The sequence below is a fragment of the Bacillus bruguierae genome, from assembly GCF_037104725.1.
In the GTDB taxonomy this organism is placed as follows: domain Bacteria; phylum Bacillota; class Bacilli; order Bacillales; family Bacillaceae_G; genus Bacillus_A; species Bacillus_A bruguierae.
This window is the reverse complement of record NZ_JBAWSX010000004.1, coordinates 85,878-102,056: the sequence shown is the minus strand read 5'-3', so window position 1 is coordinate 102,056 and position 16,179 is coordinate 85,878. Positions and strand designations below refer to the sequence as shown.

Here is a 16,179-nt window from a genome sequence, read left to right as displayed (position 1 = left end):
TGGCGCGATGGACTTAAATCGAATGACGACAAAAACACAAGAAGCGATTATGGGTGCACAATCAATTGCTACTAAGCATCATCACCAAGAAATTGATATTGTACATCTTTTAGCCGCGCTTCTTCAGCAGCAAGATGGATTAGCAATTCGTATTTTTCAAAAGATGAATGTAAATATAGATCAGTTCGTGCAAGGGGTAGAACGCCTGTTGAAGCGAAAGCCAGCGGTTACAGGAGGAGGCACGGAAGCAGGGAAAGTTTATATTACAAGTGCTCTTCAGGGGCTGCTTGTAAGGGCTGAAGAAGAAGCGAAGCATTTGCAAGATGATTATATTTCAGTGGAACATATTCTTCTTGCGTTATGTGATGAAAAGAGAACGAATGATATACGTGAATTATTTACGTCGCTTCGTATTACGAAAGAAGCGTTATTGCAAGCATTAACAGAAGTTCGGGGGAATCAAAGAGTGACGAGTCAAAATCCAGAAGTAACATACGAAGCTTTAGAAAAATATGGTCGTGATTTAGTAGCGGAAGTAAGACAGGGGAAAATTGATCCAGTCATTGGACGTGATAGTGAAATCAGACGCGTGATTCGCATTTTATCGCGTAAAACAAAAAATAATCCTGTATTAATTGGTGAACCTGGTGTTGGGAAAACGGCAATCGTTGAGGGATTAGCGCAGCGTATTGTCCGCAAAGATGTACCGGAAGGATTAAAAGATAAAACGATTTTTTCACTTGATATGAGTGCGCTTGTTGCAGGTGCGAAATTCCGCGGTGAATTTGAAGAACGTCTGCAAGCGGTCTTAAATGAAATTAAAAAAAGTGAAGGAAAGATTTTATTATTTATCGACGAGCTGCATACAATTGTTGGTGCGGGAAAAACAGAGGGAGCAATGGATGCCGGAAATATGTTAAAACCAATGTTAGCGCGCGGCGAGCTGCATTGTATCGGAGCGACAACACTTGATGAATATCGTAAATATATTGAGAAAGATCCGGCATTAGAGCGTCGTTTCCAACAAGTATTAGCAGAAGAGCCGACAGTTGAAGATACGATTTCTATTTTGCGCGGTTTAAAAGAACGATTTGAAATTTATCATAGTGTGAATATACATGATCGTGCTCTTGTTGCAGCTGCAACGTTATCAGATCGCTATATTTCTGATCGTTTCTTACCGGATAAGGCAATCGATTTAGTTGATGAAGCATGTGCAACGATTCGGACAGAAATTGATTCGCTGCCAACAGAGCTAGACGAAATAACACGTCGTATTATGCAGTTAGAAATTGAAGAGGCTGCGCTAAGTAAAGAAACAGACCGGGCAAGTAGGGAACGCCTGCAAACATTGCAGCGTGAGTTGTCGGATTTAAAAGAAAAAGCAAGTGGAATGCGGGCGCAGTGGCAAAAAGAGAAAGAAGAAATTCATAAAGTGCGCGATTTACGCGAAAGTTTAGAGCGGTTGCGAAGAGAGCTAGAAGAAGCGGAAGGAAATTATGATTTAAATAAAGCAGCAGAGCTTCGTCACGGCAAAATTCCAGCTGTAGAAAAAGAATTGAAAGAAGCAGAAGAAGCAAGTGCGAATAAACAGCAAGATAACCGTCTTCTTCGTGAAGAAGTAAGTGAAGAAGAAATTGCGAATATCGTATCGCGCTGGACTGGTATTCCGATTGCAAAGCTCGTAGAAGGAGAACGTGAGAAGCTGCTTCGTTTAGAGCAAATTTTATCAGAGCGTGTCATCGGACAAGAAGAAGCGGTCGGTCTTGTGGCAGATGCAGTATTACGTGCTCGTGCGGGAATTAAAGATCCGAATCGTCCGATTGGTTCGTTTATTTTCTTAGGACCAACAGGTGTTGGGAAAACGGAACTTGCGAAAACATTGGCACAGTCTTTATTTGATAGCGAAGAACAAATCATTCGAATTGATATGTCTGAGTACATGGAAAAGCATGCCGTATCCCGTTTAATCGGAGCACCTCCTGGGTATGTCGGGTATGAAGAGGGCGGACAATTAACAGAAGCTGTGCGCCGTAAACCGTATTCTGTTATTTTATTAGATGAAATTGAAAAAGCACACCCAGAAGTGTTTAATATTTTACTGCAAATGTTAGATGATGGGCGTATTACAGACTCACAAGGACGTACAGTTGATTTTAAAAATACAGTCATTATTATGACGTCCAATATCGGATCGCAATATTTATTAGAAGGATTAGGAGAAGATGGCTCTATTCAAGAAGAAGCAAGAAACCTTGTAATGGGACAACTTCGCGGTCACTTCCGTCCAGAGTTTTTAAATCGAGTGGACGAAATTATTCTCTTTAAACCACTTACGACAAATGAGATAAAAGGTATTGTTGATAAAATTGTGAAAGAGCTGCAACATCGTTTAACAGATCGTCATATTACAGTGGAACTTACAGATGTTGCAAAAGAGTTTGTTATAGAGTCTGGGTTTGATCCAATGTACGGTGCACGTCCGTTAAAACGCTATGTACAGCGTCAAATTGAAACGAAGTTAGCGCGTGCGCTCATTGCAGGCACGATTACAGATCATAGTCATGTATTGATTGATGTGTTAAATAACGAGTTAGCTATTAACGTTCAATAAAAAAGAGTCCGGGTATCCGGACTCTTTTTTATTAATGCTGCTGTGCAGGTTCGTTTGGAATTAATGCTCCAAGTGCGATCACAAGTACAGTAATAACTACAGAAAAAATAGACGCTTGCCCAAAATCGTATGTAACGCCTGGCGTCATAGAGCTAATTACGTAGCTCATCATTTGCACAAGCAAGAACGACCAGATAAAGGCCCAAATTACACGCATCTTTTTACACCTCTATTCGTTCAGTTTGTCTTTATTGTATCATAACTCGAAAAAGAATATAGAAAAATATTTGTCGTTTTTGCAAAGCAAATTGCTCTTCGTATCATACATTATAAAAGAGTAAATTTGATGTTGTCATATAAGGCGGGAGAAGTATGAGTATTACGGAACGTTTTTTCTTTTTAGAACAAGAGCCATGCGTGATTCACTTGCCGGAAAAGCCAAATGGATTCGGTATATTGCTATTAGGCGACTACAATTACTTTATTGAGAATGGTACAAGTTTATGGCTTCAGCATGCAGGACGGCTGCAACTTTTAAACGAATTGCGAAAGAAGGGCTATACAGTCTTTTCCTCTAATTTATACGGTAGACATTGGGGGAATGAACAGGCGGTACGTCTGGCGAAGCGATTGTATCATATTGTTATGAAAAAGGAAATTTTGAACGAAAAGATTCATATCATAGCAGAAGGGATGGGTGCGCTTGTTGCTCTGCAAATGATGGCGCAATATCCAGAATGTGTGCGTTCGGTTCTTATGTTTAATCCGTGTCTTCATTTACCAGCACATGTTGAATTTGAAAAAGAGCACAAATTTTTTTATAAGCGATTAATTCGTGAATTGATGCAAGCATATGATGCAACGGAATCAGAATTAGAACGAAAAATTGAAAAGAAAGCATTTCCATATTTAGTATCCTCCGTTCCAGTAAAAATATTTGTATCTGCTCAAGAAAAAAAAGAACGGAAACAGTTGTTTCGGGAATATGAAAAGAAACGTTTGCAAGAGAATTGTCCGACTTCATTATCATTTCATCTACAGGATGTAAAATATAAAATGGCGCAAAATGCATGTCAGTTTTTTAAGTGGTATGAAGATTTATAAAGCTCCTATACATAAGGAGCTTTTTATGTATGTGAGGAGGGAGCGAAAATGAAACGAGTAATTGTCGTTGGGGCGTTAACGTTTATAGGTTATCATCTTGTGCAGAAGTTTCTTGAAGAAGAAATTGAAGTGTATGCGTTTGATTTTGATGATATGAACAGTGTTTCCAAAATAAATGAAGAAAAATTATGTTTGATTGGTCGAAATGCATTGTTTATGTATTTTGCTTTGCGGGATCATGACGGATGGGAAGTTTTGGAGAAAACAGATATTGATGCTGCATACTTTTGCTTATGTGAGCCGAATCAGCAAAAGAATTTTAGAAATGAACGCACCATATTGCAATATGTAAAGCGATTTGAGAGTTTTTGCAGACGAAAAAAAATAAAATTCGTTATTTCATCTTCTGTAGAAGTGAGTCATGCTTCTAGTGATAATGAAAATAGTATGCTTTTTTCAAAAATTGAACGAGAAGTACAAAAAGGCGATGCAGATTACTGCATACTACGTGTTCCGGCAGTATATGGACCGTGGCAACCATCATTTATGACGTATCACCATATCATTCTAGCAGGGTTAAAACAACAAACGATTTCTCTTCCTATAGAAGAATGTACATGTGATCTTTTGTATGTTGAAGATGTTGCGAACTGTTTATATACGATTGGTCAAAGGAAGTTGGAAATGAAACTATATGCTCTTTGTAGTGAAGAGAAAAACCGGTGGCAAAAAGGAATTGAAATATTACAGAAAACAGGGGGGGATCAAATACAGAAGAAAGAGTGTCTAAAAGGTGATGAGGAAAAGATAGTTGTTCCCAGTAAGTTTTCCTTAGAAAAGGGGATGCTGCGTCAAATTTCTCATATAAAAAAATATAGGAAGTTATACGAGACAAGTAACACGTGGTAAACTGGAAAAGAAAGTTTTGATGAGGAAAGGATGAGGAAATGTGAACGAAAAAAATATGCAGTTTTTACAAATCGCAATGAAGCATTTACCAGAAGCAAAGGCGATTTTAGATGATCACGGTGTGGCATTAGATATGGCAAAAGCACAGCCTGTATTGGAATTATTAATGAAGGTTATGGGCGAAGCGTATGAACTTGGGAAAGCGGATGCAAAAGAGTAAAATAAATACGAATTGAAAAACCGACATAAAAACCATTTTCTTTTTAGGGTGGGTGAGAGCATCTGGCCGTGCATAGAAGCGGTCAGGGCCTTTTTCTGCCACGTGCAAGGTTAAAACAAAAGGAGAAAGCAAGTAGCTGTCATGTTATTTTCTACATAGCATTGACTTGTCGGTCTGAAAAATAAAAAAGTGAGACCTTTCCGTTTTGATGGAAAGGTCTCGCTTTTTTTATCCCGCATTAACGGGCAGTAAGATCCCCACCTCAATATTGAAAGGGAAGCAAAGAAGAGAGGTGGGGATAACTGCCCATAAAAGCCCGATTGGGTGGGCTTTCCATCAGTGGGGATGAAGAAAAATCCCACTGATGGAAGTTTCACTTTATTTAGCTACTTTGTTTTTTCGTTTGAATTTACTTACTACTTCATACACAATTGGTACGATTAATAATGTTAATAGTGTAGAGCTTGTTAATCCACCGATTACTGTGACGCCAAGACCTTTTGAGATAAGGCCGCTTCCTTCAAAGCCTAATGCAAGTGGAAGTAAGGCGCCAATCGTTGCGATAGCCGTCATTAAAATTGGGCGTAATCTTGTCGCACCAGCTTCTAATAATGCTTCGCGCGTTGTAAAACCTTCGCGTTCCTTATGAATAACGCGGTCAATTAATACGATGGCGTTTGTAACAACGATACCGATTAACATAAGGGCACCAATCATTGCAGAGATGCTTAATGTTTCACCGGAAATTAGTAAGGCAACAACGGCACCGATTATCGTAAATGGAAGCGAGAATAAAATCGCAAATGGCGCCAGTGCCCCGCCGAATGTTATCACAAGAACGAAGTATACAATCGCAATGGCAGCTAACATCGCTAAGCCAAGTTGTGTAAAGGATTCTTGAATATCTTTAGATACACCGCCCATTGACACCTCAATGCCAGATGGTAAGTCTAGCTTATCTACTTCTTTTTGAATGTTTTGAGAAGCTTTTGCGACATCGTCTGTTGTTGGTTTTGCAGTTACTTCTGCATATACGCGGCCGTCCCGTCTTGTTACGGTATTAGACGTTTCTCCTTCTTTTACAGTCATAATGTCTTTTACAGCCACTTCCGTACCAAATGGCGTTTGTACTTTTCGATTTGTTAAATCATCGACATTTTCGTAGTTTTGTTTGTTCACTTCAACATACACATTCATCTCTTTGCCGTCTTTTTTAACTGTTGTTAAGACAGGGCGTTCGTGAGAGTCGGAAAGTCCCATGCCTACCTGCGCGGTAGTTAGTCCGAGTTTACTTAACTTCTCTTGATCTGCCACTAATGTGTATTCATCGTATGTTTTGGAAATGCTCGAGTCGATATCTTTTAACGTTTTATCTTTTTTCATGATATTTTGAATCTCTTTTACGACAGGTTTAATCTCTTCTGAATTATCGCCGTATACGTATAACTTGATTTCATTGTTGCCTCCGCCAGATGAGAAGTCTTGGTTTTTCCATTCTCCTTTGTTTGTCATCTTTTGCAGATCTTTAGTAACTTTTTCTTTTTCTTTCTCAAAGTTCTTTGTATCGTTTTTGTATTGAACAAAGAATAATGCTTGATTCGATTTACCTGGGCTCATCGGATTTTCTCCGCCAAGTGAGAATTGAATTGTTTTCACATCTTTATTTTTCTTAAAATAATCTTCTGCTTTTGTTGCAATATTTTCGACATCTTGCAATGTTTGCCCAGGTTCTGGATTATAAGAGGCAATTACTGTTTTCTCTTCTTCAGATGGTAGGAAACTTACACCTACAATCGGCAGAAGTGCAATGCTTCCTACTAATAATAAAACCGCAATGCTAGACGTAATAATTTTATGGTTTAATACCCATTCTAGAAGGCGTTTATATCCATTAGCAAGTTTACTTGGCTTCTCTTCATGATTATGTTGTTGTTTTTCTTTCATACTTTCCTTTTTAAATAAAGAGTGTGCCATCATTGGAACAACTGTAACAGCTACAAGAAGAGATGCTAATAAGGCGAAAACAATTGTCAAAGCAAATGGTAAGAATAGTTCACCGATCATTCCTTTTACAAGACCGAGCGGTAAAAAGACCGCGATGGTTACGATTGTAGATGACATAATTGGAACGAACATTTCTTTCGTTGCTTCGCGAATTAAGTCTCTTCCTTTTAATTTTTCATCAGATAAAGCCATGCGCCGGTAAATATTTTCAATAACAACGATTGAATCGTCGACAACGCGGCCGATAGCGACAGTCATTGCCCCAAGCGTCATGATATTTAATGTAATATCCATTTCTTTTAATAATAAAATTGCAATTAATAAAGAAAGTGGAATTGAAATGACAGAAATAAGTGTTGTTCGAATGTTACGCAAGAACAATATGATGATAATAACAGCGAAAATGGCACCAAAAATAGCTTTACTTAACATTGTGCTAACTGATTTTTCGATTGGCGCACCTTGGTCGAATGTTGAAGTGATTTCGATGTTATCAAATTTCTTTTCAAAATCATTTGCTTTGTTCTTTACAGCATTTACAACGTCAACTGTATTCGCATCAGCAGCTTTTACAATTTGTAGGCTGATAGCTTCTTTTCCGTTTGTACGCGAGATGGATTCTGCTTTTCCAACTTGTTTGATATCGGCAATATCTTGCAATGATACAGTTGGAATAGCCAATGCTTGCCCAGCTGCAGCTGGATTCATATTAGGCTGCTGCGCCTGAACCGGTCCGTGTGAACTCCCTTGATTTGTAGAAGGGATAAGCGGGATTTTCATTTCTTTTAAAGAATTTAACGTTGTAATATTGCCATCTACAACAACGGATTTTTCTTTATCTTTAAATGTATATAGTCCGAGCGGCATAGAAACGTTAGAACCTTTAATCATGTTCTTGACTGTCTCTTCGCTAAGGCCTAATTCTTTCATTTTCTCTTTATTAAAGACAAGTTGTACTTCTTCTACTTGTTGACCCGAAATTTGAACAGAGGCAATGCCGTCTAATCCTTGTAAGCCTGGAACAATATCTTTTTCTACTCGCTGTGTTAGCTGTGCAAGAGATTCATTTTTATTTGTGACACTTAATGAAATAACAGGAAAAGCATTGATGCTAAGGCGAGAAATTTTCGGTTCTTTTACGCCTTCCGGTAAAGGTAAGTTAGCGAGCGCCTCTTTTACTTCTGTCTCTGCTTTTTCCATATTTTTATCAAAGTTATATTCTACTTGAACAGAAGATGCGTTTTGATAAGAAGAGGAACTGACAACGGTTACTCCGCTTAGGTTTTGCAGTCGTTGTTCGATTGGTTTCGAAATCTTTTCTGCTACTTCAGTTGGAGTAGCGCCAGGATACACAGTTGTCACTGTCACAAGTGGTGTTGTGATGTCTGGGATTGTTTCTAACTTCATACGAAGACCAGAATAAATTCCTGCAACCGTAATAATAATCGTTAATAGCCAGACGGCGAACTTATTGTTTAACGAAAAGTTAATCATTTTATTCATTTCTATGCTCCTTTTTATCGAAACTGACCAATCGGTCATAATAACCAAAGTATAAATGACTGACTGGTCAACAGTCAACGGAAAGGTAAAATATTGTGAACTACTTGCAATTTTTGACTGATGAGTCATAATGCGGATAAGAGTGTTTTTTAGGAGAGGAAAAAAATGAAGGAAAAAGAACGGTTAATTATTGAAACGGCAATTAAATTATTTGCGATGAAGGGCGTGAATGCAACGTCTATTCAAGAAATAGCAACAGAATGCGGTATTTCTAAAGGTGCTTTTTATTTGTATTTTAAATCGAAAGATACATTAGTATTGGCAACGCTCGAGTATTACTACGATCAGATTCAGAATAAACTGATGGATATTGAAAAAGAAGTATTACTTCCACGTGAGAAATTTGAAAAACAATTACATTGTCAGTTTTACGAATTACAACAAAAAAAAGAATTCATTATTATGTGTATGAGAGAAAATGTAATTCCCTTTAATAAAGAAGTAGAAGTATTTATGACGAGAATGAAACTAGAATCACATGCTTTTTATCGAAACAGTTTACTTTCTATTTACGGGGAAGAGATTGCCTCTCATCTTGTTGACTTAATTATTATGCTAGAAGGAATATCACGTGGATATTTAGAGCTAATTATCTTTAATATGGTAAATTTAGATATAGCGTATACGACAAAATTTATCTTAAAGAGAATGGATGATATCGTAGCGGGATTGCAACGTTCAAAGGACGAACCAGTCATTGTAGAACGAGAACTCAATCATTTTTTGTGCAATACGAATGTAATGAACGGACATAAGGAAGAATTATTTATAAATGAAATTATTAAGTTAAAGCGTGCGCTAGTAGACCAATTAGGAAGTGATGAATTAATGGTTACACTAGATGTACTGGAATCAGAAATGAAAACGGATCATCCGCGAGTTCCAGTTATTCAAGGGATGTTGTCCAACTTAAAATTGTATCCAGAATTGCGTGATTTTCGAGAAAGACTTGCAATGTACTATAAAATAACAAATTAATAATATATAGACAAAAGGAAACTTATCATTTAAAATTAGTACCAAGTCATAAGAATTGATATAAATCGGAGGGTTGTAATGTGAATGTAGGCGTTTTAGGGATCGGGAGATATGTGCCAGAAAGAGTTGTCACAAACTACGACTTAGAGAAAATAATGGATACATCTGATGAATGGATTCGAACAAGAACAGGGATTGAAGAAAGACGCATTGCTGATGATACAATAGATACTTCACATATGGCTGCGGAAGCTGCAAAAAAAGCACTTGAAGATGCAGGGGTTAGCGGAGAAGAAATTGATCTTATTTTAGTTGCAACAGTAACACCAGACCGTTCGTTTCCAGCGGTTGCTTGCGTAGTTCAAGAAGAAATCGGAGCAAAGCATGCAGCAGCGATGGATTTAAGCGCAGCTTGTGCTGGTTTTATGTACGGAATGATTACAGCGCAACAATTTATTCAAACTGGAACTTATAAAAATATATTAGTAGTTGGTAGCGATAAATTATCTAAAATTGTAGATTGGAATGACCGAAATACTGCTGTTTTATTTGGAGATGGAGCAGGCGCTGTTGTTATGGGGGCCGTTTCAGAAGGAAAAGGGATTCTTTCATTTGAATTAGGAGCGGATGGAAGTGGTGGTAAACACCTTTATCGTGATGAATATGTTATGATGAATGGCAGAGAAGTCTTTAAGTTTGCTGTTCGTCAGCTTGGTGATTCGTGTCTTCGTGTTTTAGAAAAAGAAGGTCTTACGAAAGAAGATGTAGACTTTTTAGTGCCTCATCAAGCGAATATTCGTATTATGGAATCAGCGAGAGAACGGCTAAATTTACCGCAAGAAAAAATGAGTACGACAATTTCCAAGTTTGGGAATACGTCAGCTTCTTCAATTCCGATTGCTATAGTAGAAGAATTGCAAAATGGACGTATTCAAGATGGCGATCTCATCATATTAGTTGGTTTTGGCGGCGGTTTAACATGGGGAGCAGTTGCTCTTCGTTGGGGTAAATAAGGACTGAGAGAAAAGGAGTGTATTTTGTATGGAAAAAAAGCGTGTTGTAATTACAGGATTAGGAGCAGTTACTCCAGTTGGAACGGATGTAGAAACTGCTTGGGAAAATATTAAAAATGGTGTATCTGGAATTGGACATCTTACACGCTTAGATGCAGATCAATTTCCTGCGAAAGTAGCCGCGGAAATTAATGACTTTGAAGTCGAGAAATATATTGATAAGAAAGAAGCGCGTCGTATGGACCGCTTTACACAATATGCAGTAGCAGCGGCAAAAATGGCTGTGGAAGATGCAAAGCTAGAAATTACAGAAGAAAATGGGCCGCGCATTGGTGTGTGGGTTGGATCCGGAATCGGTGGTATGGAAACGTATGAAGAGCAGTACAAAGTTTTTTATGAAAAAGGCGCACGCCGCGTTAGTCCATTCCTCGTACCAATGATGATTCCTGATATGGCTGCAGGCCAGGTGTCCATTGCATTAGGTGCAAAAGGGATTAATACATGTACAGTGACAGCTTGTGCATCCGGTGCAAATTCTATTGGTGATGCATATAAAGTTATTCAGCGCGGAGATGCAGATGCGATGATTGCAGGCGGAGCAGAAGCACCGTTAACAAATATGGCGGTTGCTGGATTTTGTTCAGCTAAAGCATTAACATTTAATGAAGATCCAGCAACTGCTTGTCGTCCGTTCGATAAAAATCGAAGTGGATTCGTAATGGGAGAAGGAGCAGGAATTCTTGTATTAGAAGAATTAGAGCATGCGTTAGCACGTGGTGCACATATTTATGCTGAAATCGTTGGATACGGAGCAACAGGTGATGCGTTCCATATTACGCTACCAGCTCCTGGCGGTGAAGGCGGTGTGCGTGCGATGCGTCAAGCGTTAGAAGAAGCGGGTCTTCAGCCAGAAAATATCGATTATATTAATGCGCACGGCACAAGTACAGAAGCGAATGAAAAATATGAAACGATGGCAATTAAAGAAGTATTTGGCGAGCATGCATATAAAGTAGCGGTAAGTTCAACAAAATCAATGACAGGACATTTATTAGGTGCAGCTGGTGCGGTAGAAGCAATTATATCTGTGAAAACAATTCAAGATGGCGTTGTTCCGCCAACAATTAACTATGAAACACCAGATCCAGAGTGTGATTTAGATTGTGTACCAAATAAAGCAAGACAACAAAAAGTACGTGCTGTATTAAGTAACTCATTAGGTTTCGGTGGACATAACGCAGCATTAGTATTTAAAGAATATAAATAATAAAAAAGTGCAGATGAAAATCTGCATTTTTTTTTATGCTTTCTTTCGTTTCGTTGCATATGTATGGAACGAAAGGAGAGTGGGAGAGGTGGGAGTGATTCAAACGGCGGTGTGGATGAGTAAGTATTATCAGGAGCCAGAAAAAATTTGTGAGAAGTTTACAAAGTATATTCCGCTTCAGAAAGAAGCGTTATATCGGTTTCTTGTTTCAAAAGGAATGTTTCGTCCGGTAGTAGGTGGTGAGGAAGAAATAGGCGTATTGCAAAAAGAACGAGTATGGGAGCAATTGGCGATAGAATATAAAAAACTGCAGCAATGGTTAAAAGGACCTGATATACCGGTATTTATTTTGTTATCAGATCCGTATAATCGAACTGTTCAACGAGAATATAACGGAAAAGCGGGATTAGCAATGCGAAATGCTTTGTTTTTGTTTGTGAGTTCACAAAATTCGATTGCCGAGTTAAAGGCATTGCTTACTCATGAATATCATCATATATGTCGAATTCATGCAAATGAGAAGGGAGAAGAAGCGTATACCATTTTGGATACAATGATGATGGAGGGATTGGCAGAACATGCGGTGTATGAACGGCACGGGGAAAGTTACTATGCTCCGTGGGTGTCTTATTATAAGAAAGACGAGGCAATTATGTTTTGGCATCGGTTTATACAAAAAAAGCGGGGGATACAACGAGGGACACGCGAGCACGATACATTGCTAAATGGACGAGGATTTTATCCAAAAATGCTTGGATATGCTGTGGGATTTCATATTGTAAAAGATTGTGTAGAGCATAAGAAATGGAACACAACTTCTTTATTAGAAATGGATGCTAAAGCTATTTTAGAGGGAGCATTGTCTTTTGACTCATAAAAATTGCTAATCTGTTTATCCTGTATGAGTCTACACCTTAAAATTCCGTGAGAAGTAAAGCCTAGTTGGCCATCAGTGAAGGATGAAGAACAATTCCACTGATGGCTTGTTATTTGCTGCAAAAATCTAATGAAAGTTTTACTGTTAAGCATGAAAGATAGAGGATTATGAAGAAATTAATTAATAAGAATATATTTCCTCCGTTGGAATAAATTTTACGAAAGATGACCATAATGAGATATACAAACAGTTGTGAAGTGAGGGGTAAGCAATGTTATATCTGCATGATGTATGGGTAAATTGGTTTGAAGGTGAAGAAAACGGGTATAACGTCTGTCATTTCTATGAATGGCGGAAGGATGATACGATCGAATTGTTAGATCAAGTACCATTAGTAAAAGTAGATTCCACATTATATCATTACATCGAGAACGAATTGCTAGAGCTTCCGCAAAAACTATTGGAAGACGTACATCATAAGGCGTATATTCGAAAAAACCATGAACGACTGCAGCAAGAGTATTGCTTTGTTGTATCAGATGGAAAAGGAATAATTGCGATTGATACAATTGGATACAATATTCCAATACGTAAAAGCCGACTGATTCCAAGACAAGAGCAAATGGTGTATGAAATGGTAGAAAACGTACAAGCAGAAACATATGATCTTGAAATGGAATCGCAGCAAAAGGAACATCATATTTTATCACCTTCCCCGCATATGATGAATGGGTTAACACGGAAAGAACGACAATTAAAACAACTGCTCTTTATGGCACTAGACCAGCTACATACAACGAAAAATCCAGCGGAGATTCGCTATTGGTATACAGAATGGGATCCAGCAGCATATCCAGCTGTACAACATCTACCGTTTGAAGAAGTGTGGAATCGCTTGTATGACGAAGCGAAGCACGGATGGTCAGGTAAACATGAACAGCTTTGTGAGCGACTTGTAAGAGGACAACCGTTCTTTGAAAAGTTGTGGGAAATGGAAAATGAGCAAAAGGTAAATTAAAAGGAATGATCCAAAAGGTGCGTAGGTGCCTTTTAGGATCATTCCTTTTTTTGTGTCCGCTAAGATATCGCCGATTCGACACGAAATAAAGACTCTTCGACAAAATTCGTCATGCGAGTGAGCGAGCCGCATCCGCTTTTCTCTTGTCCAGCTCTGCCTCCTAGCCCTTCCTGTCTAAGAACCTTCCGCACGAGAAAGTAAAAATCACTTTCTGTGCGAAAGAACCTTAGCCAACAGGGCTAAACAGTCGGCTACGCTTTTCTTTGATGTCCAGCTCCAGCGGCTAGAATGGTAGGTGGCTTCGCGCCTTCCTGCGAGGTAAAAAGCACCTCTACGTCAGGAGCTCCATCCCCCTTCCATTCTGAGCGAGCCGCTTGCGCTTTTCCTCTTATCTTCGTTTTCTGCTTAACCCCATTGCGTTTTCGATTTTACGAAGTTGCTTCATTGCGACGCGGTTTGCTTTTTCGGCCCCCTGATCAAGGATTTCGTCTAATTCAGGAGAGTTAATAAGTTCATTGTATTTGTCTTGAATTGGACGAATTGCTTCTACAACAACTTGCGCTAAGTCGCCTTTAAAGTCGCCGTATCCTTTGCCTTCGTACGCTGTTTCTAACTCTTCAACTGTTTTCCCTGAGAAAGAAGAGTAGATTGTTAACAAGTTTGAAACACCTGGTTTATTTTCTTTGTCAAATTTTACGATGCCGTCTGAATCGGTTACAGCACTTTTAATTTTCTTTTCAATTGTTTTTGGATCGTCAAGTAAACTAATCATCGATTTTGGATTTGGATCAGATTTACTCATTTTTTTCGTCGGCTCTGTTAATGACATAACGCGAGCCCCTACTTTTGGAATGCGAACTTCTGGAATTGTAAATACTTCGCGATAACGCTTGTTAAAACGCTCTGCTAAATCGCGTGTTAACTCCATATGTTGTTTTTGGTCCTCTCCAACTGGAACAATCTCTGTATTATATAGTAAAATATCTGCTGCCATTAATGGCGGGTATGTTAATAAAGCAGCTGGAACAGATTCTCTTCCGTTTGATTTATCTTTATATTGCGTCATACGTTCTAATTCACCGACATATGCAGTGCATTGCATAATCCATCCAAGCTGAGCGTGTGCTGGAACTTCTGATTGTACAAATAATGTAGATTTTTCTGGATCGATGCCACATGCTAAGTATAGTGCTGCTAGACTGCGAATGTTTTTACGAAGCTGTACTGGATCTTGCGGTACAGTAATTGCATGTTGATTTACAATGCAGAAATAGCAATCGTGTTCATTTTGCAGTTCTGTAAACTGCTTCATTGCTCCTAAATAGTTACCAAGTGTAATTGTTCCGCTTGGTTGAATGCCTGAAAAAATAACTGACATATCATTTCCTCCTTGAAAAGTTGTATTGTTTTTAGTTTTTCATATTTTCGTCTAGAACCCTAACGTTTTGTGGTTTTGAACGAGCCGTTTGCGCTTTTCGAATACAAAAAAAGCCCATTCATCCCTAAAAGTAGGGACGAATGGACCGCGGTACCACCCTAATTATTTTGCGAAAGCAAAATCTCTTTATCCATTGTAACGTTGGATGTGACGCCAAAGCCTACTCCTGAAACGTTTCGGTTTGGTGCTCAAAAGCCCATTCCATATTGTACAATTACTTGTTCTCACCAACCACAAGCTCTCTGAAATTGCCTCAATATGTACTCTTCTTTCTCATTGCATACGTATAAAATTGTTGTACTATTATAACACATGATAAATCGTTTGCAAATTATTTAATAGCGAAACCAATAATTGTTGATAATGCTCCTAATATGATACCAGTAATGACGATAGGGTATGTCCATGTAAAGGAATAAGTTCGATATAATATTTCTTTCGGATCGCGTTCTTCTTCTCCTTCAATTAAAGATTCAATCTTTTTATTGGATCGACCTAATTTTTTAAAAGCATACATTGTTACATTGAAAAAACCGCGTTGAAATAGAAATACAAATCCTCCGATAATAATGAAGAGTAAAGCGATATAAAACATAATATTAATAAAATACAACAAAAAAGAATTGGAAAATATAGCAGCATATGCGCCAGAAATCGCAATTGAGACTCCTGTTAGTATACTAATACGTGAAAAAAGTGTATTCAAATGCTTCCCCTCCGCAAAATATTACTAGAATTATTATACTATAAAAGTTATAATATGTACTATAAAGAATTTTTAGAAAAATATATATAATTTTGCATTTTCCTTTAATTAGATAACTTCAATGTTAAGTCCTGTCTTTACAAAATATATATAAAATACACTGTAAATTAAAAATTTTAACAAAAAAATAAAAAATTATATTCACAATCGTCGCATTATATGTATAATGAAAATTGTAGAAACTTGGAGATTATTCTTTTAATTCTAATTTTTACAAATGAAGGTACATAATGCGCAATTAGAGAACCTGATTTGCTAGATTTAATCTCATATTTAAATAGGTTTATTACAAATGGTAGTAATAATGTAATTTATTCCATCGTTTTCAAGGGTATATGCCTATGATGGGCGTATGCTCTTATTTTTAAAGATAATAGTAAGAATATTTTAAACTATCTTATTGCTTTT

General features: G+C 37.9%; 13 protein-coding genes and 1 other annotated feature. Of the genes, 9 read left to right on the top strand and 4 right to left on the bottom strand.

What is annotated here, in order from left to right; genetic code table 11:
* Positions 1-7: 7 nt before the first annotated feature.
* A complete protein-coding gene (gene clpB, locus WAZ07_RS09220) occupies positions 8-2,614 on the top strand; it encodes an ATP-dependent chaperone ClpB (RefSeq protein ID WP_336472192.1) in 2,607 nt (868 codons plus the stop codon).
* A gap of 31 nt (positions 2,615-2,645) precedes the next feature.
* On the opposite strand, the gene WAZ07_RS09215 is transcribed toward clpB, so the two are convergent.
* Positions 2,646-2,831 (bottom strand): YjzD family protein, encoded by a 186-nt coding sequence (locus tag WAZ07_RS09215; protein WP_090915806.1) that lies wholly within the window; start codon positions 2,829-2,831, stop codon positions 2,646-2,648.
* A gap of 155 nt (positions 2,832-2,986) precedes the next feature.
* Between WAZ07_RS09215 and WAZ07_RS09210 the strand changes: the two genes are divergently transcribed.
* From WAZ07_RS09210 to WAZ07_RS09200, 3 genes are read left to right on the top strand one after another with little or no spacing between them, the layout of a single operon-like run.
* Positions 2,987-3,718 carry an alpha/beta hydrolase gene (locus tag WAZ07_RS09210; RefSeq protein ID WP_336472191.1) on the top strand — a complete coding sequence of 244 codons (732 nt, stop codon included), beginning with the start codon at positions 2,987-2,989 and terminating at the stop codon, positions 3,716-3,718.
* Positions 3,719-3,766: 48 nt separating this feature from the next.
* On the top strand, positions 3,767-4,627 hold the full coding sequence (locus tag WAZ07_RS09205) for an NAD-dependent epimerase/dehydratase family protein (RefSeq protein WP_336472190.1): 861 nt from the start codon (positions 3,767-3,769) through the stop codon (positions 4,625-4,627).
* 40 nt (positions 4,628-4,667) lie between these two features.
* Positions 4,668-4,847, top strand: a complete 180-nt coding sequence (locus WAZ07_RS09200) for a ComZ family protein (protein WP_020059831.1) — start codon at positions 4,668-4,670, stop codon at positions 4,845-4,847.
* A 378-nt stretch (positions 4,848-5,225) separates the two neighbouring features.
* Here the strand turns inward: WAZ07_RS09200 and WAZ07_RS09195 are convergent, their stop codons facing one another.
* A complete protein-coding gene (locus WAZ07_RS09195; protein WP_336472189.1) occupies positions 5,226-8,354 on the bottom strand; it encodes an efflux RND transporter permease subunit in 3,129 nt (1,042 codons plus the stop codon).
* 165 nt (positions 8,355-8,519) lie between these two features.
* Here WAZ07_RS09195 and WAZ07_RS09190 point away from each other — a divergent pair, with 165 nt between their 5' ends.
* From WAZ07_RS09190 to WAZ07_RS09170, 5 genes are all read left to right on the top strand, one after another.
* Complete coding sequence (locus tag WAZ07_RS09190; RefSeq protein WP_336472188.1) at positions 8,520-9,392, top strand: TetR/AcrR family transcriptional regulator; 873 nt, start codon at positions 8,520-8,522, stop codon at positions 9,390-9,392.
* A gap of 80 nt (positions 9,393-9,472) precedes the next feature.
* Positions 9,473-10,405: a beta-ketoacyl-ACP synthase III gene (locus WAZ07_RS09185; RefSeq protein WP_336472187.1), complete on the top strand. Its 933-nt coding sequence runs from the start codon at positions 9,473-9,475 to the stop codon at positions 10,403-10,405.
* Positions 10,406-10,433: 28 nt separating this feature from the next.
* A complete protein-coding gene (fabF, locus tag WAZ07_RS09180) occupies positions 10,434-11,672 on the top strand; it encodes a beta-ketoacyl-ACP synthase II (RefSeq protein WP_336472186.1) in 1,239 nt (412 codons plus the stop codon).
* Between the two features lie 88 nt (positions 11,673-11,760).
* Positions 11,761-12,549 (top strand): DUF2268 domain-containing putative Zn-dependent protease, encoded by a 789-nt coding sequence (locus WAZ07_RS09175; RefSeq protein WP_336472185.1) that lies wholly within the window; start codon positions 11,761-11,763, stop codon positions 12,547-12,549.
* A 271-nt stretch (positions 12,550-12,820) separates the two neighbouring features.
* On the top strand, positions 12,821-13,567 hold the full coding sequence (locus WAZ07_RS09170) for a YjbA family protein (RefSeq protein WP_336472184.1): 747 nt from the start codon (positions 12,821-12,823) through the stop codon (positions 13,565-13,567).
* A gap of 388 nt (positions 13,568-13,955) precedes the next feature.
* On the opposite strand, the gene trpS is transcribed toward WAZ07_RS09170, so the two are convergent.
* Together trpS and WAZ07_RS09160 are read right to left on the bottom strand one after the other, a co-directional pair.
* Complete coding sequence (trpS, locus tag WAZ07_RS09165) at positions 13,956-14,945, bottom strand: tryptophan--tRNA ligase (RefSeq protein ID WP_336472183.1); 990 nt, start codon at positions 14,943-14,945, stop codon at positions 13,956-13,958.
* A 129-nt stretch (positions 14,946-15,074) separates the two neighbouring features.
* Positions 15,075-15,291 (bottom strand) — a binding site (T-box leader).
* Positions 15,292-15,336: 45 nt separating this feature from the next.
* Complete coding sequence (locus tag WAZ07_RS09160; RefSeq protein ID WP_396546939.1) at positions 15,337-15,711, bottom strand: DUF3899 domain-containing protein; 375 nt, start codon at positions 15,709-15,711, stop codon at positions 15,337-15,339.
* Between the last annotated feature and the right edge of the window lie 468 nt (positions 15,712-16,179).